Here is a 23,767-nt window from a genome sequence, read left to right as displayed (position 1 = left end):
ATATGAAAAAATATGAGTTTTATGAAAAACCCTCTCATTCATATGTTTTCGTAACGGCTTGTTTGTTTAAAACTCTAAAAAACCAATTAAGCAGACTAAGTGAATTCAAAATCACAACACCCAAAGAAAACAAAATACATATGTTTTCCATTCAGTCATTTCCCAAAAAACGAAATCAATCAAAACTGAAAGCAAAAATCCAAAATATTGAAAATTAAGATTCAATTTCAAAATCTTAATTTTCAATCTTTTCAATTATCAAATTATCATCAAATTATCATCATCGTCCTTATCATGTTGTAATTATTTTCATTCTTATTCCTATAATTATTCTCATAATCTTTACTTTAAATAAAAACAAAAAATCAAAAATTTAAACATAAAAATACAGGGATTCAAAAATCATGACACACACATTAAAAGAAGTTAAACCGGGAAACACCTGTCAAATTGTCGGTATCGATGGCAGCAACGTTTTGAAAAACCGCTTGCTGTGCATGGGCGTGACCCCCGGCACTTGCGTGGAAGTCGTCAAAACGGCGCCCATGGGCGATCCGATTGAATTGCGCGTCCGCAACTACAATTTGTCAATCCGGAAAACAGAAGCGTCCGGCATCCATGTTGAAAACATCCGCAAATGTACCGTCCCGGCTGCCGGCGCCGACTCTGCCAAGACAGAAGTGACCGGGAGCGTTTCTTAAATGTCCGGCAAATACACGATTGCACTGGCCGGAAACCCAAACAGCGGAAAAACAACTCTTTTTAACCGGCTGACCGGTTCCAACCAAAAGGTTGGCAACTGGGCCGGCGTCACCATTGAAAAAAAAACCGGTTCTTATATTAAAACCGGTCAAGACGGCCGTAAAGAAACCGTCGACGTCGTCGATTTGCCCGGTATCTATTCGCTCACGCCGTATTCGGCGGAAGAAATTATTGCCCGCAATTATATCATTGATGAAAAACCGGATCTCGTCGTCAATATTATTGACGCGACCAACCTGGAACGCGGTCTTTATCTCACTTTTCAATTGAAAAAACTCGGCTGCTCCGTTATCGTTGCGCTCAACATGATGGACGAAGTCGAAGAAAACGGGACCATTATTGATTTTGAAAAAATGTCCGTCCTGCTGGGCTTTCCGGTCATTCCGATTTCCGCCATCGAAGGCACCGGCATTTCCGCCAAAATGGCCAAACTGATGGGCAAACACACGTCGTCGGTCGCCAAAGGCGGCGTTCAAAAATTGATTGACAAAAGCAACGACATCCTGGATCACAGTTACAAAAACATGCCCGGATATGTTCCCGGAAAAGCCGGCTACGCGTTTGACAAAACCAAATTCGATTTATCTCAGCTCAAATCCGCGGATGAGATCGATTTCGACGAACATTCGTCCGAAGTTTACGATCAAATCACAAAAATCGTCGCCGAATCCGTCAAACAAGGCGAAAAGCAGGTTCAGGCCGAACGCTCCAAAAAGATTGACGCCCTCCTCACCAACAAATGGCTTGGCATCCCGATCTTTTTGGCCATCATGCTGATTGTTTTCCAATTGTCTTTCGGATGGTTCGGTTCAATTTTCTCAGACGCCATCGATATTTTCCTGAACGAAACGCTGGCCGGCTGGGTCGAGGTTTGGTTTACGTCCGCCGGCGTTTCCGATTGGATGTTGGACCTCGTCGTCAACGGCATCATTGCCGGGGTCGGCGGTGTGCTCACCTTCGTTCCGCAGATTGTGATTCTGTTCATCTTCCTGACGCTCATGGAAGACACCGGTTACATGGCCCGCGTGGCGTTTATCATGGACCGTCTCTTCAACAAGATCGGCCTTTCCGGAAAAAGTTTCATTCCGATGATTATGGGCTTCGGCTGCTCCGTTCCGGCCGTCATGTCCGCCCGAACGCTGGACAACGAAATGGACCGCAAAGTCACTATTATGATTACGCCGTTCATGTCTTGCGGCGCCCGGCTTCCGATTTACGGCTTCTTCATCGCCGCGTTCTTCGCCGCGCACGCCGGCATCATCATGTTGTTCATCTATGTGCTCGGCATTGTGATTGCCATTTTCTCGGCCTGGCTTTTGAAAAAGACCCTCTTTAGAGGTCCCGACGCGCCGTTTATTATGGAACTGCCGCCGTACCGGATGCCTGACATTTATACTTACATCAAACACATTTGGGAAAAAGCCCGCGGATTCATTATCCGTGCCGGAACGCTCATCTTTGCGATGTCGATCGTGGTTTGGTTCCTCCAAGGATACAATTTCGCCCTCAAAGCCGTTGATGATCCGGCCGAAAGTATTTTCGGCGTCATCGGTTCCGTCATCGCGCCGCTGTTCGGTCCGCTCGGGTTCGGCGACTGGCGCGCCGCAGACGCGCTGCTCACCGGATTCGTCGCCAAAGAAGCCGTCGTTTCGGTTCTTGAAATCCTGTATTCTCCGGCAGAACTTCTGGTGTCGTTCACACCGGCGGTTGCGCTGTCGTTCATGGTTTTCTGTCTCCTCTATTTGCCCTGCCTGGTGGCGTTTGTCACGATCAAGCGGGAACTCAACAGCTGGAAACTGGCCGTCTTTGCGGCGGCTTACCAAACCGTGATCGCCTACGTGGTTGCCTTTATCGTCTACAGGGTCGCTTTGGTCGGATGGCCGCACATCTCGATGTACTTCACCGGCTGACGGTCTGTTGAAAATTATGTAAATGCGTACGAAATGCTGTACGGGAAACCGTACAGTTCATTTTAAAAAATAAAACTTAAAAATAAAACTTAAAAATAAATTAAAAATAAAACGGAGGCGGAATTATGGATCCTTCCATTCTTCCCCAGCTTCTTGTTTACGGCATGATTGCCTTTGCAGGCATCGTGATTCTTTACAAGCTGTGGGGAATGCTGAACGGAAAAACATCTTGCAGCAGCTGTTCTTCTTCGGGGTGCTGCGCCAAATCAAAAGCATACGGATCAAGCGGCTGTTGTTCGCCGCCGAAATCAAAAACGGACGGCAAAGAGAAAACAAATCCGGCTGCCGGAAATTTGAATGACTCTTTCAAACCGAAAAGTAAAACGTAATATGAAACGGCGTCTCTGTCGTTTCAATATTTACTTAAAAGTTTCAAATTTGCTTAAAAAACCACTCAAATTCATTTTAATTTTATTCAAAATTCCAATAATATACACGGCTGTCATCTTTTTTAGACTCCGTTGAAAGGACCGCACGACACCCTTTCAATTGAAGACAGACTGCCGACTGCCGGTGATTGTTTGCAATCGTTCCCTCAAAGATTTGTCCATCACAAATTACGATTGCGTCACATGCCAATCAAATTGCCGGGCAGCTTTCATAAGGAAGAAAGCAGCGTTTAAAACTCCACCTCTAAACCTGCTTTCTTCTTATCATGATTTTTCTTTTTTGTTTTCTGTTTTCTTTTTTGCGCCGCGGCCGGCGCGCGCGTTACGGCATACATTTTCTTTTTGCATTTTTAAAAATGGGTGGCTTGTTTTTGAATATATCACGCAAGCCATCCCGGAAATTCTGACGCAAAAATTCCGTCGCTTCGCTCGGAATTTTTCAGGGCGGTGGGAGTCTGCTTCTAAAATTCGCTACGCGAACGGCTCCCTTCGGTCGCTAAAAATTTGATTTTGCTTGTTCCAATTTCCCGTGCAAACCATCCCGTAAAATCAGATGCGAAGCATCTGTATTTTACGGATACCGCTGACAAGCACAGTTTCAGTTGTCAACAGTAGAACAGACCGGATTAGGAAAAACCTGTATTGTTGGGAACAGTAGGTGCAATCGGAATTTAAAAATAGTGAACTGTAGGTGCAATTGGAATTTAAAAATAGTAAACTGCAGGTGCAAACTGAAATCTAAAAACAGTTAACTGTAAGGTGCAATCTGCAATCTAAAAATAGTAATCTGTAGGTGCAAATCGGAATGAATCTAAAAATACGGAACTCATCTGCTGTTTTGTCCACTCATCTTATTTTTATAGTAATCGCCAAGTTCCGCCTCTTCACGCCTGCGGCGTTCAGAGTTCGGAACTTGCGGGATAACATTCGGAATGGAAACCGTTCTGTCATGGCGATGTGTTGACGTGCCTGCGTATTGTCGTGCCGATGTGTTGCTAAACCCGTTTGCTGCCGTGTGCCGCGACCGCCGCGCGCGTTATCGCATTCGTTTTTGACGACTGATCCAAAAACGATCGTTATTTTTCAATTATTGCGTTGACACGCCGGACGTCAGTTTCAAGCCGACGATGCCGACGATCAAACATCCCAAAAACAACATTCGTGTCCATGAAGCCGGCTCTTTGAAAACGAGGATGCCGATGATGACGGTTCCGAGGGCTCCGATGCCGGTCCAAATCGCATAAGACGTTCCGAGCGGCAGCGTTCTGGTGGCTTGCGCCAAAAAGTAGAAACTGATGATCATGCCGACAATGGTGGCGGCGGATGGTCCCAATTTTGTAAATCCTTCTGAATATTTCAATCCGGTCGCCCAGACGATCTCAAAAATACCGGCGATGAGCAAATAAATCCATGGTGACATTGATTTTCCTCCGGGGATCTCTAAACTGTCCCCTGGTTCCAATCAATAACGCCAAAATCTTATAAAAATGATTCCTTTTTTCAGTTTTTACACTGAATGCAGAGCGTGTTTTTGCAAGCCTCGTTATCGACTTTCCACTTGTGGCCCCAGGTTTTAAGCGCCTGGACAACTTCCACCAGTTCTTTTCCGCTGTCGGTCAGCGTGTATTCGCACTTGACCGGGAAGGACGACGAATCGATTCTTTTTTCAATTAAGCCTTCGCTTTCCATTTCCTTTAACCGCATGGAGAGCGTCTTGGGCGTGATGTCGCACAGGCAGTTCTTCAATTCATTAAACCGTTTGTCGCACATGTCGCCTTTGTATAATTCGTGAAGAATGCAAAGGGTCCACTTTTTGCCGACAAGGTCCGTAACTTTGTAAATCGTACAATCTTTCATAGGTATCTGAATAGATACTATCTACTATTTAAATAAATATCTTCCTACTAGTAACTATCAAAAAGATAGTATTTCTTCCAAGAACGTCTTTTTGAAAAAACAAAAAACAATCCAAAAACATTTAAAAACCAACCCAAAAACCAACTAAATAATTAATAACCAAAAATTAAAACATAAAATATGGAGCGTCTACGTTCCATATTTTAAAAATTAAAAACAATTTTCAATCTGCTTCAAACGAAAAAAGTATGAAACCGTCAAATGAATGCGGCTTTAAATCTGCTCCCGCTTCATTTGACTTTTCGTTTGCGATTGATCAGACAGGAGTGAATATAATGTTTTGCTATCAGTGCGAAGAAACAATTAACGGAACCGGCTGCACCAACGGCGGCGCGTGCGGTAAAAAGGAAGATGTTGCGGTCCTTCAGGACAAGTTGATTTACGCCCTTAAAGGATACGCCTTTTGCAACATGAAGGCGCGGGAAAAGAATGTTGACGACAAAACCTTTGGTCCTTTCGTCATGGAAGCGCTTTTTGCAACGCTCACCAACGTCAACTTCGATGAAGATTATTTCAAAAAGTCCATTGCGGACACTATTGCACGGCGCGACGCCGTCTGCCATAAAGTCTGCGGCAATGCGGGATGCTCCGCCGCACTTTCCGGCGCGTCCAAAAAGATGGCCGACGCAGCCACCATTTCCCTTGACCAGTTGATGGCGAAAAATCCGGCCGACGTCAGCGTCCTGGCAACGGAAAACGTGGACGTTCGCTCCCTTCGGGAAACATTGGTTTACGGCCTCAAAGGATTGGCCGCTTACGGCATCCACGCCTGTATCTTGGGTTCCGAAAACGAAGAAATTTACAAATTTATTGAAAAGGCCTTGGTCTCCACCTTCGACGACACGCTTTCCGTGGACCAAATGGTCGGACTCCTCTTGGAATGCGGCAGCAACGGCGTGACCGTCATGGCCATGTTGGACGCCGCCAACACCGGCGCTTACGGCAACCCGGCACCGACCGCGGTCAAAACCGGCGTCGGCAAAAATCCGGGAATTCTCATCAGCGGCCACGATTTGAAAGATCTGGAAATGCTGCTCGAGCAAACCAAAGGCACCGGCGTCGATGTCTACACACACGGCGAAATGCTTCCGGCGCACGCTTATCCGGCCTTCCAAAAGTATACAAACCTGGTCGGCAACTACGGCAACGCCTGGTGGCAGCAAAAGGACGAATTTGAAAAATTCAACGGTCCGATTCTGATGACCACCAACTGTCTGGTTCCCCCGAAAGAGTCTTACGCCAACCGTTTGTTCACAACCAACATGGTCGGCTTCTCCGACAAAAAGACCGGCCTCAAACTCAAGAACATCCCGGTCAAGGACGGCAAAAAGGATTTCTCCGAAATCATTGCGCTGGCCAAGAAATGCCCGGCGCCGACGCCGCTTGAAGACGGTACCGTCACCACCGGATTTGCGCACAACGCAACTCTTAGCGTCGCCGACAAAGTGATTGACGCGGTCAAAGGCGGACAAATCAAGAAATTCGTCGTCATGGCCGGCTGCGACGGCCGCCACAAAGAACGTGTGTATTACACTGAATTTGCACAAGCGCTTCCGAAAGACACGGTCATTTTGACGGCCGGCTGCGCCAAATACAGGTACAACAAGCTGGATCTGGGCGACATCGGCGGCATCCCGCGCGTTCTTGACGCCGGACAATGCAACGACTGCTACTCGTTGGTCGTCATTGCGCTGGAACTTGCCAAGGCGTTCGGTCTTGAAAACGTCAACGATTTGCCGGTGGTTTACAACATCGCCTGGTACGAGCAAAAGGCTTGCCTGGTCCTCCTGGCGCTTTTGTCCCTCAATGTTCAAAACATTGTTCTCGGACCGGTCTTGCCGGCGTGTGTTTCACCCAACGTGCTGGATGTTTTGATCAAGACGTTTAACATCAGCAAAAATTCGGACGTGGACGCCGACATGAAGCGTTTGATTACCATCTAACGAATTCGTTTTCGGATTTGTACCCTCTATTATAAATCAAAAACAGTAACAACAAAACAGTAATTACAAAACAGTAACAACAAAACAGTAATTACAAAACAGTAGTTACAAAACAGTAGTTACAAAACAGTAGTTACAAAACAGTAGTTACAAAACAGTAGTTACAAAACAGTAGTTACAAAACAGTAGTTACAAAACAGTAATTGCAAAATATTAAAAACAAAACGGTAAAAACAAATCAGTCATAAAATTGTCTCAGACATTTCAAATGCCGCCGGTTTCTTAAAATCGGCGGCATTTGTAACCTCCTTCTTTTTGAATTCACCTTTCTTTTTGAATTTATTTTTCTTATTCGGATTCATTTCTCACGTTTGTTAATTATATTTATTCTTTGTTTTTCGTCATATCTTCCTAAATTCCTTAGCATAATATTTAAATAACATCGAAATTTCATGTTTATTGATTATGTTTTATAATCTAAATTACAAATGGAGGTCTATTTTCGATGAAAGGATTTGGTGTTATCAAACCGTTTGAACAGGTTGGCTGGGTCGACAAAGAAGTTCCCGTTTTGGGACCGTACGACGCTTTATTGGAGCCGGTGGCGATTTGTCCGTGCACGTCGGACGTTCACACCGCCTACGACATTCCGGCGACGCCCAACCGTATTTTGGGACACGAAGCCGTCGGCCGCGTGATCAAAGTCGGCAGTGAAGTCAAAGACTTTAAAGTCGGCGACGTTGTCGCGGTTCCGGCGGTCACGCCCAAATGGCGCAGCTTAGATGTTCAAGATTCTTACCACCAGCACGCAGGCGGTCTTTTCCAAGGCATGCAATTATCATCCGGTGAAGACGGCTGTATGGCGGAATGTTTCAAAGTCAACGATATTGACATGAACGTTGCCAAAGTGCCGGACGGCGTTGCGCTCGAAGCTGCCGTTTTGGTCGGCGACATGGTCACGACCGGTTTTCACGGCGCGGAACTCGCGGACATTAAGTTCGGCGACAGCGTTTGTGTGATCGGTATCGGTCCGGTCGGTTTGATGGCCGTGGCCGGCAGCGCGCTGCGCGGCGCCGGAAAACTCTTTGCCGTCGGCAGCCGTCCGGTTTGCGTCGAGTTGGCCAAAGAATACGGTGCAACCGACGTCATTGACTACAAGAACGGTCCGATTGCGGAACAAGTCCTCAAATTAAACGGCGGCCACCAAATCGACGTCGTCATCATCGCCGGCGGCGGTACCGGCAGCATCGAAGAAGGATTCAACATGGTGCGCCCCGGCGGAACGGTCGTCAACATTGAAGTTCAATCCGATCCGGAAGGTTTGCTCATTCCGACATTCGGCTCCGGTTTCGGCTGCGGCCACAAAAAGTTCATCGGCGGTCTTTGCCCCGGCGGACGCCGCCGCATGGGACGCCTCTTTGACATGATTTTGGAAGGCCGGATTGACCCGTCCAAAATGATCACGCACAAGTTCTACGGGCTTGACGCTTGCGAAGACGCCTTCTATTTGATGCGCGACAAACCCAAAGATTTGATTAAGCCGATCGTTTATTTCGATAAAAAGGCATAAATCGGGGTCGTTGTCTACAATTCTATAACCTCAGAAAAGCAAACGGGATATGTTTTTCCGTTTGTTTTTCAATCCCTCTTAAATTTAAATTAAAAATTGTTGTTTCAATTGAATTTATTATTGTTCTGTCATTGGTTTATTATTGGTTTTTATTATTGGTTTTTATTATTGGTTGGATTTGTTCATTCGTTCATTATGTTGTTTTTTATTTTGTTTTATTTTGCTTTATTTTGTTTTTCCGTTACAGGTGATTTATTTGTCTCATGAAATCCAATCAACACAGTCTCTGGTTTCAGATCCGGAATCCGAAAAGCCGGTCAAAATCGCTTTGGTTCGCTGCCATATCGTCGCCGAAGTCTGTTCCGGCGGCGGCTGTTTCAAAGCGTTCAACAACAAGACCGTTGCCTTTTCCGATTATGACGATTCCGCCGAAATGGTGGCCGCTTTTACGTGCGGCGGCTGCAGCGGCCGGCGTGTCAAAAGGTTGTGCAAATCCGTTCAAAAATTCGGGGCAACCACCGTTCATTTGAGTTCCTGCATGTGCAAAGACATGGACGGTTACGCCAAGTGTCCGCACATTGATTCCATCAAAAAAATGGTTGAAGATTTGGGGCTTTCCGTTGTCGAAGGAACGCACCATTGAAAATAGGTTGAATTTTTAATTCAACTTTCAATTCTAATTTCAATTCTAATTTCAATTCTAATTTCATTTCTTTTTTCGAGCCAAGCAAACAACCCCGCAAAATCAGACGCTTTGCGTCTGTATTTTGCGGAATCCGATCCGCAGATACATTCCAATTTACAGTACAGGTTGCACCTGCAGTTGACTGTCCTGTTTGTACTTTCTGTTTTCTAATTTTTAGTTCAGATTGCACCTGCAGTTGACAGTTATAGTTTGCATCTACTGCTACTGTATCCTATCTTATTCATCGGATTCCGAGAAAATCAAACGCAAAGCGTTTGATTTTTCGGGAGGGTTTGCACGACATCAAAATTAAGAGTCGGGGTGGTTTGCTTGGCATCTTCAATAAACGCCGTCCGTTTTTAAAAATCAAAATAAAAATGGTCGCCGTACGCGCGCGCCGGCAACCGATCTAAAAAGAAACTCAAACGATTTCCGGTTCAGCCATCTTATCCGACGTATGGGCATTGCCGAAAACCATGCCAAAAACCTTCCGTGCGAACGGTCCGACAATAAAGACCTGAAGCGGGTACGCCATCAAAAAGTTCAACAAAATGGCTTGCAGCCACAGGGTTGGCAAATTGGCGGTCAATCCGGAAGAGATGAGTGTTCCGTAAAGCGCCATGAGTGGGACCATCATGCAAACGGTGAACGTTTGGATGCCGAGCGTTTTAAATGCCGGGCGGCCGTCGGGTTGCACAATCTTAAAAGTGAGGTGGACAGCTGTTTTGCTGACGATCAGAGTGATGAGCAAAAACGCAATGAACCAACTGAGCGGAAATGAGTAAAGGGCGTCGACAAAGGCGGTCAAATGAAGTCCGCCGGTGTGGATCGCAATGTTATAAACGTTCATCCCGTACGCCATCAGGCAGGATGACAATAGGGCAAAAAAGAGCTCTTCTGTTTTATTTTTAAATAACAATAAGTTTTCCTCCTAAGCGCCACACGGTCCATGACGGTGGGCTGCGGCACTATTTACAGAGGTTCTATTTAAATGAACTGCTTATGGTCCTGTAAAATGATGTCACTTGTATGTATATTTATGATAGATTTTTTGCTGGAATAATCTGGCATATTAATATGACAAACCGCAGATTTGTCATGATCAATTAAACCGAACCACGGTTTTTTCGGGTCATAAGAACGTGTTGCCATAACGCGCGCGCGGCGCCCGCCAAAAAAAGAGAAAAAAATGAAACAAAAAAATAAACCAAAAAAATGAAACAAAAATAAAGAAACAGGCAAAAAAGAAAAACAACAACTTTTCATCTGTTTTTCAAAACGTAGCGCCACTCAATACTCTTGTAAGGCTCGGTTGCATAATCGATTCCGATTCTTTTTGTTGTGATATATTCCGCAGCAAAGCCATCGTCTTCAATCCACAGTTCGTCCGATTCCGTTAAATCCACAGCGTTGAGTTCCTTTCCGATCTGCATCGCTTTTGTGAGTTTGGCGGGACCGTTGTATCCTTCAACGCCTCGGATCAAAGCCGCTTGCGGGATTTCGCTTGTCGACGTTACAATATTGAGTAAAAAATGAATGCCGTAACACAAATAAATGTAAGAACAGCCGCCTTCTTCAAACATGACGGACGTGCGTTTTGTTTTTCCGGCTTTTGCGTGGCAGGCGGTGTCTTCAATGCCGCGGTAAGCTTCGGTTTCCGTAATTCTGTATTTGAGAATTTCGCCCGATGGCAGTTTCCGAACCAAAAGTTTGCCCAGCAGTTCCGGCGCAACCTCCAAAACGTCGCGGGTGTAAAAATCAGATTTTAATTTTTGAACGGATTTCGCCTTCGATTTTTTGCTTTTACTTTTGCTTTGGCATTGGCTTTTAGTCGATTGTTTTTCCGTCATGTTTTCCCATCAACGATTTTGAATGATTGAGTTTTGAGTGGTTGAATTTTGAATCATCTTACTCTTTTTCGATTTGTTTTTCCATCTCGACAATTTTTTCGTGCGCCTTTTCGATTTTTTGTTTCTTTTCGGCGTCTTCGTCCGTTTCAAAATCCTGCGCTTTTTTACTTTGCGCGCGGAATTCTTCGGGACCGAGTTCATGGAATTGGGTATATTTTCGTTTCAAAACTTTACCGAAGCAGGAAAGGCTTTCACATTTTTGGAAATATTTCGGCTGGATCAACTCATAAATATCGCGCTCGGCTCTCTCGTCGCCGAGAATAATGTAGACGGACGGGAAATGCGCTTCCGCAATCTTAAATTTCCCGAAAATCTCAAAACCTTCGTATTTTTGAATGAATTCGTTTTGGTACAAAATCTCATACGGAACGCCGAACCGCTTCATGAAGTCCACAACTTCCGGCTTGATGCCTTTGGCATCATGCGTCACGCTGTAAAGCGGGCACTCGATTTTTGATGGCGTCAGGCTTCTTTTAAAAAAGTAGGACGCCTTGTTCATCGCGCCGCCGTCCATGGCGTAAATGAAAACCAGTTTTTCCTTTGTCTCGTCGACTTTCCGGATTTCATTTCTTATTTCGTTTGTCATGATGGATCAGACCTGCAACGGTGTGAAACTGCAACCCATTGGGATTTTTATTCCCTATGGTGCTTCCCGTCATAATTTTTTAATTTCACAGCTGTACCGTAACACAAGACTTCGCTGGCGTTTTGAATCGTCGTCGTCTGGAACCGGAAGCAAACAATCGCGTCAGCCCCCATGCCTTTCGCGTCGTCGACCATCCGGTCAAAAGCCTGCTCGCGGGCTTCCGCCAACATCTTCGTGTATTCGTAAATTTCGCCGCCGACCATGTTTCTGAATCCGGCCATAATGTCTTTTCCGAGGTGGCGCGCGCGGACGGTGTTGCCGCGGGCAATGCCGACGATTTCTTCAACGTCGTAATTTGAAAAATTATCTTGAGTGGTGGTTAACATTGTCGTTCCCTTTTGTTTTTTGAATTTTTATGTGGTTTCGTTTTTAAATTTGTTTTGAATCTATTTTTTAATTTATTTTTGAATTTATAATCTGAATCGAATGATTATTTTTTGATATCTTTGTATTTTTCTTCTTCTTTGTCTTTGACGCGGTCATTGTACACTTTGATGAGTAAAAGGACGGCGCCGACAATGATCACAAAAATAATTAAAAAATAAGCCAATACAAACCATCCGACGGCACTGAATACCATTTTTATCTTCCTGTTCTTTTTTTGGATTATTGATCAAAAATATCAAAATTATTGATCAAAAACAACTTTTAAAATCTGAATCTTTCCGTCTTCAATAACGTCGTCGTACGGAACCGGTTTTTTGTTGTTAAAAACCAAAACCGTTTCCTCATTGACGCCCATCTTTTTGAGCAAACCCTCGTAGGTTTCTTTTTCCGAAACGTCGATTTCCCGCTCGGATTTTTGCCCGTTTTGGTCGATTTCAACCGTTATTTTTCGATTTAATGAAGTCACGAAACATCCTATAAGCGCCTATCGCTTTTATATCTTATTATAAGGGGTTGGTTGAGTTTTAATTGATTTTTATTGTTCTTCATATCGATATAATTAGCTAGTATATTTTTTCAACAATTAAAAATATTTATATTTCATAAATTTATTCAATGAATTATGCTTATTGAAGATATTGTTGGGTATTGTCATGAATCTTATGTGTCCGGATGCTCAGGATGTAATAACAATTTAAAATGTCCTTCATGCGTTGCAAATGAATTCGAATGTGAGAATGATGTGGGTTGTCAAGAATGTTTTGATAATATTTTTAGTTTGAATCCTTTGTCGTATAAAAGGAAATATGATTGCATTCATATGGCGAATTATTATGTTTGTAAATATTCTTTTAAATATGCAAACGAAATGGTTTTCGCATTGAGGAATATTAATCTTGATCAAATAAAAGCGGTTTCTATTGGGTGCGGACCATGTACTGATCTTTTTGCAATAGATTATATGGCTCATGAGGATCATAGATTTGAGAATTTTGATTTTGTCGGAATTGATTCCTGTGATATTTGGGACGATGTCCAGGGTGAAATTAGAGAACATTATCCTCAGGTGGCGTTTTCTCCTAATATCAATAATTTGGCAAGGGATTGGAATCCGAATCTTGTTATTTTTAATTATGTTTTTTCACATATTGTGGCATTTGAAGACGATATTGAAGCGTTTATCCGAGATATGGATGAATTTATCAACAATTTACCGATGAATTCTTATGTTATCATAAATGATATAAACTACGCATCTGTTAGGATGTGTTTTGAAAGATTGATAAACGGAAACTTTTCCGTTAGTAAATACCATTTTGAAGGTTATGGACGTTATTACCCATACGGTGATGAGAATCCAAATGAGTTTCCTATTCAAATACCATTGAATTTGAAGAGAATATACGACCCACATGCAAAGTGTACGAGTGCTCAAATGATATTAAGAAAGGTCAGATAATGATTATCAGTGCAAGCCGACGAACTGACATTCCGTCTTATTATTCCGATTGGTTTTTAAACAGGCTCAATGAAGGATTTGTTTATGTTCGAAATCCAATGAATGTTAATCAAATCAGTAATATTTCCTTATCTCCGGATGTTGTAGATTGCATTGTTTTTTGGACGAAGAATCCGGAACCTCTTATCGAAAGATTAAATGAACTGGAAAATTATCCGTTTTATTTTTTGTTTACCTTAAATCCTTATGACAAAGAAGTTGAAGCAGGATTGCCAAATAAAGAAAAAATTATTAAAACTTTCCAAAAACTATCAGATCTCATTGGTCCCGAAAGGATCGTTTGGCGTTACGATCCTGTATTTTTAAGTGACAAGTATACCGTTTCCTATCACCTTGAAAATTTTGAAAAATTGGCCGGTCAGCTCAATGGTTTCACGGAAAAGATCATTTTCAGTTATATTGATTTTTACTCCAAAATAGAAAAAAATATTTCTAATTTGAACATCAGAGATTTGTCTTTTGATGAAAAAAATATTATTGCTGATGGTTTTTCAGCTATTTCTCGCGAGAATAATCTTCTGATTGAAACTTGTGCGGAGGATCTCAATTTATCTCAATACGGGATCAATCATGCGCACTGCATTAATGAAAAATTAATTGAAAGATTGACAGGTTCTCATTTGAATTTGAAAAAAGATAAAAATCAAAGATTAGAATGCAGTTGTGTTGAAAGCATTGACATTGGAGCTTATAATAGTTGTTTGAACGACTGCCGGTATTGCTATGCAAATCACAGCAAAAGCTTAGTTGTGAAAAATTCCGGATTACATAATTCTTTGTCACCGTTGTTAATCGGGGATGTCACTTCCAAAGATGTTATCAAAGACCGTTCATTAAAAAGTAATAAGAAGTATCAAAAAGAACTTTTCAATTTTTGAATAACAATGTTACTTTTCATTATTTTTTAGTTTTATTTCTCATCTTTTTCCCAAAAACCTTTAAATGCAATGAGGCAATTATCTGACTCCTGTTTCATTTCGGGATCCGTCCCGTTGGAATGTGGCCGGTAAAATCTGTCGGCTGAACCGTGAAACGAGAAATAAAATGGTGAAACAAATTGGTAAAATCTTTTTACGGATACGTCAGAGACGCCTGGAAAAAACCGGAAGAAACTTACGTTGACGAACTCAGATGGGAACGCCTCCAAGTGTGGAGACGTGCCGGCTCTGTCACAAGAGTCGAACGCCCGACAAGAATCGACCGCGCACGCGCACTCGGATACAAAGCCAAACAGGGCATTATTGTCACCCGTGTGAAAGTCAGAAGAGGAGGTCTCAGACATGCGAGATACATCCGCGGAAGACGCACACACAACATGGGCATGAACAAAATCACTGCCGGCAAAAGCATCCAGAGAATCTGTGAAGAACGTGCCGCCCGCAAATACCCGAACATGGAAGTCTTGAACTCCTACTGGGTCGGCGAAGACGGAAAATTCAAATGGTACGAAGTCATCCTCGTGGACCCGAACCACCCGGTCATCCAAAGCGACAAACACCTGAACTGGATTTGTAAAGGTGCCAACCGCGGAAGAGCCCAACGCGGCTTGACCAGCGCCGGTAAGAAAGGACGCGGTTTGATGATTCGCGGTAACGGTTCTGAAAAGAACAGACCGAGCCTTCGCGCCAACAGGAACAGAGGAAAGTGATTCATCATATCCATTTTCGCGTGATTACGCACGCGACAGAAGACATATCCGGAGTCCTTGGGGCTCTGGATTTTTTTTTGCTTCCCTGTCTTTCCCCGAAAGACAATCTCTCCGAGTTAGTGGAAACTATCTCCGTTGAAGGCCATTTCGGCAACCCGATGTCGATCACGACCGCCGAACTGAAACGCAACAGTTCCTGCATGAAATTCTCCAAGTTTTTCCAGGAAAATCTCACGGACGACGACCGCGAACTTCTCCGTTCCCAAATGCCGGAACGCTTGGACGACGACCTGAACTTTTTCATGCGTTTTTCCAAACAAGACGCCGCGCTCGGACGCCTCCGCTTAACGGAGTCTTCAGACGCCATTTTTGTGAAAATTAAAATTGAAACTTATCCCAAATGCTGGGAAAAAGCAGGCCTCATTGTGGAGGAATTATTTGGCTGATTCGGCGAAATCCGGAACGTTCGATTTCGTCTCTGCCGCTCTTTTTGACGAGTCGGATGAATCCGCATCTTTTTTTTCATCCGGCAACATGCAAGCCGCTTCAAACGAGCCGCCGCTTTTGTCTTTGTTTGAAAAGTTCCGCTTTTCCGATATCGTTGTTTTAAAAACGGCCGATTCGGACGCCTCCGTTTCATCCGGTTTTCAATCAAACCATCCTTCAAATTTATCCGATTTATCCAAATTATCTTCAAAATTATCTTTTTATTCCGGCGTTGAGATGAGTCCGTCGAGCACCGGCGATTTGACGTCTCAAATGCAAAAATTCCGCAAAAAAGCCGATTTTTTGTCGGTCCGCTCGGCCGATGAAAAAATCATTCGGGCGGCTGTTGAATCCAATCATATTGATTTAATCAATCCGATTTCGATTTCTGTTCGCGACAACGGATACGGCCGCGGAAGTTCTTACAATACGGCCATCGGTCAAATCAATCACATTGTCGCCAAACTGGCCGCTGACAACCATCTCGCATTCGGTTTTGATTTGTTTCCATTCCTTCAAACCCGCGGTTTTCGCCGCAGCAAGTTGTTGGCCGGCGTTTTTGAAATGATTCCGATTCTTCAAAAATACGACGTTCCGATTCTGGTTTTTAGCGGCGCGAAATCCGTTTACGATTTGCGTGACTCTTATGCGCTCGTCGCATTCGGAAAACTTTTGGGGCTTTCCGAAGCGGACGCCAAAAAAGCGGTTTACGATTCTCCGAAAACCGTCATTGATGAACGGCGAAAAATCTTGTCCGGATTAAAACTGTCAAACGGCGTCGAAATCGAAGAACTCGACATCAATGTCGGTGACAAAGACAAAGGAGAGATCTAAAATGGAGCCGCTTCTTCCGACGCTTCGTCTCAGAAAACGGTATGTTGCGATTGAGGTTCTCGGTGCGAACGTGTCTCGGGAATCTGTGATTTCCGCCGTCTCGTCCGCCGGCGCTTCTCTTCTCGGTGACGTCGGTTTTGCCGCTGCCGGAATTTCCGTTTACGGTTTTGAAAACGGCAAAGGAATCGTCAAATGCCATCATACCGCCGTTTCCGAAACAATTGCGGTTCTGGCTTTTATTTCCGTCATCGATAACCAAAGGGTCGTCGTTCAGACGCTGGGCGTTTCCGGTACCGTGAAAGGCGCCGCCACTCAATTTTTGAACGGCGCTTAAACGCCCGGGCTCGGTTTTTGGTGCCGATTGTACCTGCCGTTTCCAACAATACAGGTTTTACTGGTGCCGTTTTGTATCAACTGTTTTCTAACAATACAGGTTTTATTGGTATCGTTTTGTATCAACTGTTTTCTAACAATACAGGTTTTACTTGGTACCGTTTTGTATCAACCGTTTTGTATCAACCGTTTTCTAACAATACAGGTTTTACTTGGTACCGTTTTGTATCAACTGTTTCTAACAATACAGGTTTTACTTGGTACCGTTTTGTATCAACTATTTTCTAACAATACAGGTTTCATTTTGTTCAGTTTTGCACCGATTTGTTTCCAATTTCCACTTTCCAATTGCGCGGTATCCACTTAAACAGACGCAAAGCGTCTGTTTAAGTGGGGTGGTTTTCTTGGGATAAAATTTGAATGAAATGTGTTTTTAGCGACTGAAAGGAGCTGTTCGCGTAGCGAACTTATGGATACAGCCTCCCACTGCCCTGAAAATTACGGAGCGAAGCGTAGGAATTTTGACGCAAAGGCGTCTGTTTAAGCGGGTTAGTTTGCTCGAACTCAAAATTAGAAATTAAAGGTTGGTTTGCTCGAACTCAAAATTAGAAATTAATGTCCGGTTTGCTTGAACTCAAAATTAGAAATTAAAGTCCGGTTTCCAAAACTCAAAATGAGACGTCGGGGGAAGTCTTTCTTAGATCTCGCAGAAAATGTGTCGCCATAACGCGCGCGCATGCCGCCCGCCAAAACAAAAAAAGAGTACATTTATTTACACCCTGACATCTTTATATCACAGTTTATAAATAGAAACATCCTATAAATCATCCATTCTGTTTGAATAAAATTAAAACCATATAATAAAATTCAAATACATTCGACTTACAAAAGAATCCAAAAATCAGGAGATAAATAATGAGAGAAATGGCACCCCAAATGTATGACCGCGCCAGCACTGTTTTCAGTCCGGACGGACGGTTGTACCAAGTAGAATATGCAAGAGAAGCCGTGAAACGCGGAACAACGGCGGTCGGCTTAAAAGTGAAAGGCGGGGTTGTTTTATTGGTGGACAAACGCGTCACCAGCCGCCTCATCGAGGCAGCGTCCATTGAAAAGATTTTCCAGATCGACGACCACATCGGCGCCGCCACGTCCGGTCTTGTCGCCGACGCCCGCGCCCTCATCGACCGCGCCCGCGTGGAAGCGCAAATCAACCGCGTTTCTTACGACGAACCCATCGGCGTCGAAGTCCTTTCTAAAAAAATCTGCGACCACAAACAAACATTTACCCAATACGGCGGCACCCGCCCGTACGGAACGTCTCTTTTAATCGCGGGCGTCGAAGACGACAAACCGCGTCTTTTTGAAACCGACCCGAGCGGCGCACTTTTGGAATACAAAGCCACAGCCATCGGCGCCGGCCGGATTTCGGTCATCGAAACGTTTGAAGCGCAATACGATGAAAACATGGATCTCGACGACGCGATTTTCCTCGGCGTCGAAGCGCTTTACAAAGCGGCGGACGGCAAATTTGATCCCATGACGCTCGAAGTCGGCGTCATCACCGCGCCGTTTAAAAAATTCAGAAAACTGACTGCCGACGAAGTCGCTCAATATGCGGATAAAATTGATGAAAAATATCCGAAGACTGAGGAAAAAGAAGACGAGAAGTCCGACAAAAAAGTTGAGGAAGAAGACAGCGATATTTAAATTAATATTTAATATTCATGTCACTTCAATGATGAATTTGTTCAAAACCGCCTTCGGAAAGGAGTTGATTTTATGGTTTCTTTGGATGAAGCCGTCACGGCTCGATTAAAAAAGGGAAGCAAAGAATTCGAAATTCTCGTCGACCCGGAACTGGGTCTTGCTTTTAAACGCGGAGAACCCGTCGATATCGCAAAAGCGTTGGCTGTCGAAGGCGTTTTTGAAGACGCCCGCGGCGGCGAACGTATTGCTGAAACGGATCTCATTTCCATTTTTCACACGGACGACGTGCTTGAAATCGCCAAGCAAATTTTAACCGACGGCGAACTTCAACTCACAAAAGAGCAGCGCAAGCGTTTCCTTGAAGAAAAGAGACGCATGGTCGTCACGTTTATCGCTCAAAACGCGATCAACCCGCAAACCATGGCGCCGCATCCGCCGCAGCGGATTGAGCTCGCGATGGAAGAAGCCAAAGTGAATATCGATCCGATGAAAAGCGTCGACGAGCTCGTCAACATCACCATGAAGGCGATTCGGCCGCTCATTCCGATCCGGTTTGAAGAAGTCAGCGTTGCCGTTCGGATCCCGGCGCTTTACGCGCCCCGCGCCTACGGTGAAGTTTCCGGATTTGGTAAAATGCTGAAAAACGAGTGGCAAAAAGACGGTTCCTGGATTGCGGTCATCCGAATTCCGGCCGGCATGCAAACCGATTTTTACGCGATGCTCAACCACTTTACAAAAGGCGAAGCGGAAACCAAACTCATTAAGGACGACGCGCCCAAAAAAGATTGATTGCGGTTTTAAAATATTAATGATTCAAAATATTGTTCAAAAATATCTTTTCCTTCTTTTTTTCTTTTTTCTCTTTTATTTCTATGATTCTCCATTTTTGAGTGAATAGGCTTAAAAAAGATAAGGACGTAAAGGGTAAAGTTTAGAGAAGAAAAGTCACAAATTCAAGGAATGAATTTTTCAGAGGATGCAAATGGATACGAAAAGAATAGTCATACCCGGAGAATTATTATCGTCAACCCCGTCAAAAGCCGGTTCAGGAACTTATGTGTCCGGCGGAAAAGTTTATGCGTCCGTTTGCGGTTTTGTGTCCGAGAAGGATAAAGTTTCAGTTCTCCCTTTTTCAGGTCCTTACATGCCGAAAAAGTTCGATTTAGTTGTCGGTTATGTGACCGTCGTCACGCCGTCGAATTGGATTTTTGATATCGGCTGTCCCTACGAAGGGCTTTTGCACGTGTCGGAATATCCGGTTCGTGTGCCGTCCGAGGAAATGAATCAACATTTCGACGTCGGCGATGCTGTTTTGTTAAAAGTGATCGACGTCAATCCGGAAATGAAAATCGAATTGACGTACAAAGGCGACCCGATCTGTAAAAAGTTAAAAACCGGTCGCATTTACGACATTCCGATTTCCAAAGTGTCGCGCGTCATCGGACGGTCCGGCTCCATGATTTCCATGTTAAAAGCCAAAACCTGCTGCGACATCTTTGTCGGCAACAACGGCCGTATTTGGATGAACGGCGCGTCAGAAGATCTGCAAATTTTAACATTAGCGCTGGCCAAAATTGAACGGGACGCGAAACTGTCCGGTTTGACGGATTTGGTTTCCGCTTTTATTGATGAGCAATACGCGCTCATCGGCTGTGATTGCCCCGGCAGCTGCGGCTGCGGCGGCTCAAATATTGACGCTGAAGAACCGCCGGCATTGGTCGAGAATGAGTCCGGCACCGAAGCGGTTTTGAACGGAAACAACAGACCTAAAAGGGCTTCGCCGAACGCCTTGAAAGCCAAAAAACCGGCGAAAAACGTCGGCAAAGCGGTCAAAGTGAAAAACGGCGATGAAAACGGTGATGAAAACGGTGCGGCAGAGAATGAAGGCGCATCCGAATCAAAATCCGAAACGCTTGCGGAACCTGCCGGTGCCGCCCAAGCCAAACCGTCCCGGGGTCCCAGATCCGCGCCGAAAAGAACAGCCCGGTCTCAAATTGAACCCGAGGCGCCGGTTGACAATGAATCCGGCGAAAGCCGTCCGGTGCGCGCCAAGCGGCCGAAGACCGCGTCTTTGAAAAAGACGCCGAAACCGGAGGCAAATCTCTGATCTGACGGTCCTTTTAAGTTCGGATAGTATGATTCAGACAGTCGGAATTTGTTATAAATATCGTATCCATACATTTAAATTCAAAATTCAATGTTATCTATGCAACTGGAGATAGTCAAATGAGCTCAAATCAGAATGATGTGGTTTTCTTCGATGAGAACGGTCTGAGGACAGACGGAAGAAGACCGGATGAAATCCGCCCGATGAAAATTAAAATCGGCGTTCTTTCCCGTGCAAACGGTTCTTGTTATTTGGAATGGGGCGCCAACAAAGTCTTGGCCGCCGTTTACGGCCCGAGAGAAGCCCACCCGAAGCGCACCCAGCGCGCCGGACAAGCGATTATCCGCTACCGGTACAATATGCAATCTTTCTCCGTCGAAGACCGCGCCCGCCCGGGCCCGAGCCGCCGGAGCAGCGAAATTTCAAAGGTCAGCCGCGAAGCGTTTGAGCCGGTCGTGCTCACCGACGCATACCCGAAAGCAGCGATCGACATTTTTGTCGAAGTTCTTCAAGCGGACGCCGGCACCCGGACGGCCGCCATCAACGCGGCGTCGTTGGCGCTCGTTGACGCCGGTATCCCGATCCGCGGCCTCGTTTCCGCCTGCGCCGTCGGAAAAGTTGGCGGCAAAATCGTTTTGGATTTGAACAAGCCGGAAGACAACTACGGCGAAGCCGATTTGCCGATTGCGATGACGGAAGACGGCAAAATTACATTGGTTCAGATGGACGGACACTTGACGCCGAGCGAATTTGAAGAAGCGATGGAGCTTGTTCAAAAAGGATGCCGCCAAGTTCTTGAAATCCAAAAAGCCGCCCTTATGGAAAAGTTCGTGGCGGACGGTAATTTCGATGAAACGGTTGAAGAAACCATCGTTATTGAAGACGGCGCCTGCGCTTGTGAGTGCGGCGACGACGTCGAAGACATTGCGATGACCGACGAAGACATTGAAGAATTCGTGAACAACGTTTCCGAGCGGTTGGCCAAAGGCGTTTCCGAATTGATTAAAAAATACGAAGAATCTCTTGACGCCGGCGACGCCGATTTGGCAGCCGGTCTTTTCGAAAGCGAAGACAGCTTAAACGAATTTGTTGAAGGCATCGTTGAAGACGTTTTGGACGACGCGGATGAAGCGGACGCCGACGTCTTTATTGTTGAAAGCGACGACGAAATCGATATCGTTGCCGAGTTTGACGATGAAATTGATATTATTGAAGTGACGGATGACGAAATCGACATCATTGAAATCACCGACGACGATCTTGAAGTTATCGTTTTGGAAGACGATGATTTTGACGACGCCGGCGACACAGAAGGTCAAGCGGCCTGTCAAACCAAAGATGAAGACGACGACGCAGACGATGAGGAGCAGTGATTTTCATGAGCAATGAAGTGATTTCCGCTTTAAAGAAAGATTTTATTCACAACTTAGTGATCGAAGGCAAGCGTGCCGATGGCCGCGGCTTCTTTGAGATGCGCGACATTTCGGTGAAAACGAATGTTATCGCCAAAGCCGAAGGTTCCGCTTATGTTAAATACGGCGAAACGAAAGTGATCGTCGGCATTAAACTTCAAAAAGGCACCCCGTTCCCGGACGACCCGGACAAGGGCATCATCATGACCGGTATGGAAATGAATCCGCTGGCGTCACCCGACTTTGAACCGGGACCGCCCAAAGAAGAATCCATTGAAATGGCCCGGATTGTGGACCGCGGAATCCGTGAATCTCATTCCATCGACCTGGCGAAGCTTTGCATTAAAGAAGGCGAGTTGGTGTGGATGGTTTTTGTCGACATCAGCGTCATCAACGACGCGGGCAACTTGGTCGACGCTTCCAGCCTCGGCGCGATTGCGGCGCTCATGACCACGACCGTTCCGGCGGATGAAAAAACCGGCTTCCCGTCGATGCCGTTGCCGATTCAAGATTATCCGGTCGGTGTGACCGTTGTCAACGTCGGCGGCCAGCTGATGCTTGACCCGACGCTGGACGAAGGACAAGTGTGCGGCACGAAGCTCACCGTCATTACCAACAAGGAAGGTGCGCTTTCCGGTATGCAGAAGAGCGGTTCGGAAGCTTTGACCCCGGCGCAAGTTTTTGAGATGGTCAATCTCGGACGAGACAAGGCGGCTGAATTAAGGGAAAGATATTTATTCAATCTCTCTGTAAGAAGTTGAATCTGCTCGGTTATAAATCGTCTGAATTTATTATAACGACAACGATTTTTACGTTTACAGTAACAAAATTATGATTAAATTTATTACAAATTATTGATTGGTGAACATTATGGCAGCTAAGAAAAATGTCAGAAAGGGAAAAGTTTCCAGATCTGCAGGCAGATTTGGTGTGAGATACGGCAGAAAAGACAGAAAGTTAGTGGCGGACCTTGAAATCCGCACACACGCACCGCACACCTGTGCGAAATGCGACATGCCGTCCGTCAGAAGAATCGGGACCGGTATCTGGGAATGCCGCAAATGCGGTTACAAGTTTGCCGGCGGTACCTTTATTCCGCAGACCGCCGTCGGAAAGACTTTCCAAAACACAATGAAAAACGCGCTCTCCGACAGCGCCTCCAAATACCACTACGCTTTCCTTGACGAAGAGGAACAGGAAGACGAATATTAATTCAAAAAATAAAGAAGATGAACGGCCGTTCGTCTTTTCCTTTTCTTTATTTTTTTGTTCTTTTTTTAAATCATTTCAATCAGGAGGGTGAATATGTCTTACTATTGTACCCAATGTAAAAGAGAAATCGATATCGACTATGAGACGTCAGGCGTCCGCTGTTCATACTGCGGCCACCGGATTCTTGTGAAAAGACGCCCGACCACCCGGAAGAAAATCGAAGCCAGATAACGGTTTTTGATTTCGCCGGTTCGGCTTTCGGAAATTGAAATAAGATTTCAATTTCATTTTTCTTTTACAAGGTTTCTTTTATTGTTGACTGTTATT

At 44.9% G+C, this 23,767-nt stretch carries 28 protein-coding genes; 20 read left to right on the top strand and 8 right to left on the bottom strand.

Annotated features, from left to right (window positions below; translation table 11 throughout):
- The first annotated feature begins 404 nt into the window (after positions 1 to 404).
- The 3 genes from MsAg5_RS06120 (at position 405) to MsAg5_RS06110 (ending at position 3,061) form a co-directional block, all read left to right on the top strand.
- Positions 405 to 701 carry a FeoA family protein gene (locus MsAg5_RS06120; RefSeq protein ID WP_338099737.1) on the top strand — a complete coding sequence of 99 codons (297 nt, stop codon included), beginning with the start codon at positions 405 to 407 and terminating at the stop codon, positions 699 to 701.
- On the top strand, positions 702 to 2,672 hold the full coding sequence (feoB, locus tag MsAg5_RS06115) for a ferrous iron transport protein B (protein ID WP_338099736.1): 1,971 nt from the start codon (positions 702 to 704) through the stop codon (positions 2,670 to 2,672).
- A gap of 125 nt (positions 2,673 to 2,797) precedes the next feature.
- Positions 2,798 to 3,061, top strand: a complete 264-nt coding sequence (locus MsAg5_RS06110; protein WP_338099735.1) for a hypothetical protein — start codon at positions 2,798 to 2,800, stop codon at positions 3,059 to 3,061.
- A gap of 1,147 nt (positions 3,062 to 4,208) precedes the next feature.
- On the opposite strand, the gene MsAg5_RS06105 is transcribed toward MsAg5_RS06110, so the two are convergent.
- A complete protein-coding gene (locus tag MsAg5_RS06105; RefSeq protein ID WP_338099734.1) occupies positions 4,209 to 4,541 on the bottom strand; it encodes a DMT family transporter in 333 nt (110 codons plus the stop codon).
- A gap of 80 nt (positions 4,542 to 4,621) precedes the next feature.
- Positions 4,622 to 4,978 (bottom strand): winged helix-turn-helix transcriptional regulator, encoded by a 357-nt coding sequence (locus tag MsAg5_RS06100; RefSeq protein ID WP_338099733.1) that lies wholly within the window; start codon positions 4,976 to 4,978, stop codon positions 4,622 to 4,624.
- Between the two features lie 335 nt (positions 4,979 to 5,313).
- Here MsAg5_RS06100 and hcp point away from each other — a divergent pair, with 335 nt between their 5' ends.
- From hcp to MsAg5_RS06085, 3 genes are all read left to right on the top strand, one after another.
- On the top strand, positions 5,314 to 6,981 hold the full coding sequence (gene hcp / locus MsAg5_RS06095; RefSeq protein WP_338099732.1) for a hydroxylamine reductase: 1,668 nt from the start codon (positions 5,314 to 5,316) through the stop codon (positions 6,979 to 6,981).
- A gap of 505 nt (positions 6,982 to 7,486) precedes the next feature.
- A complete protein-coding gene (locus tag MsAg5_RS06090) occupies positions 7,487 to 8,551 on the top strand; it encodes a zinc-binding dehydrogenase (protein ID WP_338099731.1) in 1,065 nt (354 codons plus the stop codon).
- A 256-nt stretch (positions 8,552 to 8,807) separates the two neighbouring features.
- Positions 8,808 to 9,194, top strand: a complete 387-nt coding sequence (locus MsAg5_RS06085; RefSeq protein WP_338099730.1) for a CGGC domain-containing protein — start codon at positions 8,808 to 8,810, stop codon at positions 9,192 to 9,194.
- Positions 9,195 to 9,657: 463 nt separating this feature from the next.
- On the opposite strand, the gene MsAg5_RS06080 is transcribed toward MsAg5_RS06085, so the two are convergent.
- The 6 genes from MsAg5_RS06080 to MsAg5_RS06055 all read right to left on the bottom strand — a co-directional run bounded on the left by MsAg5_RS06080 (position 9,658) and on the right by MsAg5_RS06055 (position 12,645).
- Positions 9,658 to 10,155 carry a DUF2798 domain-containing protein gene (locus tag MsAg5_RS06080; protein ID WP_338099729.1) on the bottom strand — a complete coding sequence of 166 codons (498 nt, stop codon included), beginning with the start codon at positions 10,153 to 10,155 and terminating at the stop codon, positions 9,658 to 9,660.
- Between the two features lie 343 nt (positions 10,156 to 10,498).
- Positions 10,499 to 11,086 carry a DNA-3-methyladenine glycosylase gene (locus tag MsAg5_RS06075; RefSeq protein ID WP_338099728.1) on the bottom strand — a complete coding sequence of 196 codons (588 nt, stop codon included), beginning with the start codon at positions 11,084 to 11,086 and terminating at the stop codon, positions 10,499 to 10,501.
- Between the two features lie 58 nt (positions 11,087 to 11,144).
- The gene (locus tag MsAg5_RS06070) at positions 11,145 to 11,732 is read right to left on the bottom strand and encodes a hypothetical protein (protein WP_338099727.1); all 588 of its coding nucleotides are present in this window, start codon (positions 11,730 to 11,732) and stop codon (positions 11,145 to 11,147) included.
- Between the two features lie 47 nt (positions 11,733 to 11,779).
- Positions 11,780 to 12,118: a YbjQ family protein gene (locus tag MsAg5_RS06065; RefSeq protein ID WP_338099726.1), complete on the bottom strand. Its 339-nt coding sequence runs from the start codon at positions 12,116 to 12,118 to the stop codon at positions 11,780 to 11,782.
- 104 nt (positions 12,119 to 12,222) lie between these two features.
- Positions 12,223 to 12,372 (bottom strand): hypothetical protein, encoded by a 150-nt coding sequence (locus tag MsAg5_RS06060; protein ID WP_338099725.1) that lies wholly within the window; start codon positions 12,370 to 12,372, stop codon positions 12,223 to 12,225.
- Between the two features lie 48 nt (positions 12,373 to 12,420).
- Positions 12,421 to 12,645 carry a hypothetical protein gene (locus tag MsAg5_RS06055; protein ID WP_338099724.1) on the bottom strand — a complete coding sequence of 75 codons (225 nt, stop codon included), beginning with the start codon at positions 12,643 to 12,645 and terminating at the stop codon, positions 12,421 to 12,423.
- A gap of 156 nt (positions 12,646 to 12,801) precedes the next feature.
- Here MsAg5_RS06055 and MsAg5_RS06050 point away from each other — a divergent pair, with 156 nt between their 5' ends.
- The 14 genes from MsAg5_RS06050 to MsAg5_RS05985 all read left to right on the top strand — a co-directional run bounded on the left by MsAg5_RS06050 (position 12,802) and on the right by MsAg5_RS05985 (position 23,671).
- Positions 12,802 to 13,638: a hypothetical protein gene (locus MsAg5_RS06050; RefSeq protein ID WP_338099723.1), complete on the top strand. Its 837-nt coding sequence runs from the start codon at positions 12,802 to 12,804 to the stop codon at positions 13,636 to 13,638.
- A complete protein-coding gene (locus MsAg5_RS06045) occupies positions 13,638 to 14,576 on the top strand; it encodes a DUF1848 domain-containing protein (protein ID WP_338099722.1) in 939 nt (312 codons plus the stop codon). The genes MsAg5_RS06050 and MsAg5_RS06045 overlap by 1 nt, the downstream gene beginning before the upstream one ends.
- Positions 14,577 to 14,755: 179 nt before the next feature.
- On the top strand, positions 14,756 to 15,346 hold the full coding sequence (locus tag MsAg5_RS06040; RefSeq protein WP_338099721.1) for a 50S ribosomal protein L15e: 591 nt from the start codon (positions 14,756 to 14,758) through the stop codon (positions 15,344 to 15,346).
- Positions 15,343 to 15,792 (top strand): RNA-binding domain-containing protein, encoded by a 450-nt coding sequence (locus MsAg5_RS06035; RefSeq protein ID WP_338099720.1) that lies wholly within the window; start codon positions 15,343 to 15,345, stop codon positions 15,790 to 15,792. Before MsAg5_RS06040 ends, MsAg5_RS06035 begins: the two co-directional genes overlap by 4 nt.
- Positions 15,785 to 16,666: an RNase P subunit p30 family protein gene (locus tag MsAg5_RS06030; protein ID WP_338099719.1), complete on the top strand. Its 882-nt coding sequence runs from the start codon at positions 15,785 to 15,787 to the stop codon at positions 16,664 to 16,666. The genes MsAg5_RS06035 and MsAg5_RS06030 overlap by 8 nt, the downstream gene beginning before the upstream one ends.
- Position 16,667: 1 nt before the next feature.
- Positions 16,668 to 17,000 carry an Rpp14/Pop5 family protein gene (locus MsAg5_RS06025; protein ID WP_338099718.1) on the top strand — a complete coding sequence of 111 codons (333 nt, stop codon included), beginning with the start codon at positions 16,668 to 16,670 and terminating at the stop codon, positions 16,998 to 17,000.
- A gap of 17 nt (positions 17,001 to 17,017) precedes the next feature.
- On the top strand, positions 17,018 to 17,287 hold the full coding sequence (locus MsAg5_RS06020) for a hypothetical protein (protein WP_338099717.1): 270 nt from the start codon (positions 17,018 to 17,020) through the stop codon (positions 17,285 to 17,287).
- Positions 17,288 to 17,914: 627 nt separating this feature from the next.
- Complete coding sequence (psmA, locus tag MsAg5_RS06015; protein WP_338099716.1) at positions 17,915 to 18,709, top strand: archaeal proteasome endopeptidase complex subunit alpha; 795 nt, start codon at positions 17,915 to 17,917, stop codon at positions 18,707 to 18,709.
- Positions 18,710 to 18,781: 72 nt separating this feature from the next.
- Complete coding sequence (locus tag MsAg5_RS06010) at positions 18,782 to 19,498, top strand: ribosome assembly factor SBDS (RefSeq protein ID WP_338099715.1); 717 nt, start codon at positions 18,782 to 18,784, stop codon at positions 19,496 to 19,498.
- Between the two features lie 193 nt (positions 19,499 to 19,691).
- Positions 19,692 to 20,816 (top strand): exosome complex RNA-binding protein Rrp4, encoded by a 1,125-nt coding sequence (gene rrp4, locus MsAg5_RS06005; RefSeq protein ID WP_338099714.1) that lies wholly within the window; start codon positions 19,692 to 19,694, stop codon positions 20,814 to 20,816.
- A 119-nt stretch (positions 20,817 to 20,935) separates the two neighbouring features.
- Positions 20,936 to 22,189 carry an exosome complex exonuclease Rrp41 gene (gene rrp41 / locus MsAg5_RS06000; protein ID WP_338099713.1) on the top strand — a complete coding sequence of 418 codons (1,254 nt, stop codon included), beginning with the start codon at positions 20,936 to 20,938 and terminating at the stop codon, positions 22,187 to 22,189.
- A 5-nt stretch (positions 22,190 to 22,194) separates the two neighbouring features.
- The gene (rrp42, locus tag MsAg5_RS05995) at positions 22,195 to 22,989 is read left to right on the top strand and encodes an exosome complex protein Rrp42 (RefSeq protein ID WP_420846998.1); all 795 of its coding nucleotides are present in this window, start codon (positions 22,195 to 22,197) and stop codon (positions 22,987 to 22,989) included.
- A gap of 109 nt (positions 22,990 to 23,098) precedes the next feature.
- Complete coding sequence (locus MsAg5_RS05990; protein WP_338099712.1) at positions 23,099 to 23,440, top strand: 50S ribosomal protein L37ae; 342 nt, start codon at positions 23,099 to 23,101, stop codon at positions 23,438 to 23,440.
- 93 nt (positions 23,441 to 23,533) lie between these two features.
- Positions 23,534 to 23,671, top strand: a complete 138-nt coding sequence (locus MsAg5_RS05985) for a DNA-directed RNA polymerase subunit P (RefSeq protein WP_338099711.1) — start codon at positions 23,534 to 23,536, stop codon at positions 23,669 to 23,671.
- Positions 23,672 to 23,767: the final 96 nt, after the last annotated feature.

This window comes from Methanolapillus africanus (assembly GCF_032714475.1).
Lineage (GTDB): Archaea > Halobacteriota > Methanosarcinia > Methanosarcinales > Methanosarcinaceae > Methanolapillus > Methanolapillus africanus.
This window is presented reverse-complemented; position numbering and strand designations above follow the sequence as displayed.

Coding starts and splice junctions, on each gene's coding strand:
- MsAg5_RS06075 (WP_338099728.1), bottom strand. CDS start 11,086: ATGACGGAAAAACAATCGACTAAAAGCCAATGCCAAAGCAAAAGTAAA.
- MsAg5_RS05985 (WP_338099711.1), top strand. CDS start 23,534: ATGTCTTACTATTGTACCCAATGTAAAAGAGAAATCGATATCGACTAT.
- hcp (WP_338099732.1), top strand. CDS start 5,314: ATGTTTTGCTATCAGTGCGAAGAAACAATTAACGGAACCGGCTGCACC.
- MsAg5_RS06110 (WP_338099735.1), top strand. CDS start 2,798: ATGGATCCTTCCATTCTTCCCCAGCTTCTTGTTTACGGCATGATTGCC.
- rrp4 (WP_338099714.1), top strand. CDS start 19,692: ATGGATACGAAAAGAATAGTCATACCCGGAGAATTATTATCGTCAACC.
- MsAg5_RS06105 (WP_338099734.1), bottom strand. CDS start 4,541: ATGTCACCATGGATTTATTTGCTCATCGCCGGTATTTTTGAGATCGTC.
- rrp41 (WP_338099713.1), top strand. CDS start 20,936: ATGAGCTCAAATCAGAATGATGTGGTTTTCTTCGATGAGAACGGTCTG.
- MsAg5_RS06100 (WP_338099733.1), bottom strand. CDS start 4,978: ATGAAAGATTGTACGATTTACAAAGTTACGGACCTTGTCGGCAAAAAG.
- MsAg5_RS05990 (WP_338099712.1), top strand. CDS start 23,099: ATGGCAGCTAAGAAAAATGTCAGAAAGGGAAAAGTTTCCAGATCTGCA.
- MsAg5_RS06065 (WP_338099726.1), bottom strand. CDS start 12,118: ATGTTAACCACCACTCAAGATAATTTTTCAAATTACGACGTTGAAGAA.
- psmA (WP_338099716.1), top strand. CDS start 17,915: ATGAGAGAAATGGCACCCCAAATGTATGACCGCGCCAGCACTGTTTTC.
- MsAg5_RS06090 (WP_338099731.1), top strand. CDS start 7,487: ATGAAAGGATTTGGTGTTATCAAACCGTTTGAACAGGTTGGCTGGGTC.
- rrp42 (WP_420846998.1), top strand. CDS start 22,195: ATGAGCAATGAAGTGATTTCCGCTTTAAAGAAAGATTTTATTCACAAC.
- MsAg5_RS06120 (WP_338099737.1), top strand. CDS start 405: ATGACACACACATTAAAAGAAGTTAAACCGGGAAACACCTGTCAAATT.
- MsAg5_RS06045 (WP_338099722.1), top strand. CDS start 13,638: ATGATTATCAGTGCAAGCCGACGAACTGACATTCCGTCTTATTATTCC.
- MsAg5_RS06010 (WP_338099715.1), top strand. CDS start 18,782: ATGGTTTCTTTGGATGAAGCCGTCACGGCTCGATTAAAAAAGGGAAGC.
- MsAg5_RS06050 (WP_338099723.1), top strand. CDS start 12,802: ATGCTTATTGAAGATATTGTTGGGTATTGTCATGAATCTTATGTGTCC.
- MsAg5_RS06070 (WP_338099727.1), bottom strand. CDS start 11,732: ATGACAAACGAAATAAGAAATGAAATCCGGAAAGTCGACGAGACAAAG.
- feoB (WP_338099736.1), top strand. CDS start 702: ATGTCCGGCAAATACACGATTGCACTGGCCGGAAACCCAAACAGCGGA.
- MsAg5_RS06060 (WP_338099725.1), bottom strand. CDS start 12,372: ATGGTATTCAGTGCCGTCGGATGGTTTGTATTGGCTTATTTTTTAATT.
- MsAg5_RS06025 (WP_338099718.1), top strand. CDS start 16,668: ATGGAGCCGCTTCTTCCGACGCTTCGTCTCAGAAAACGGTATGTTGCG.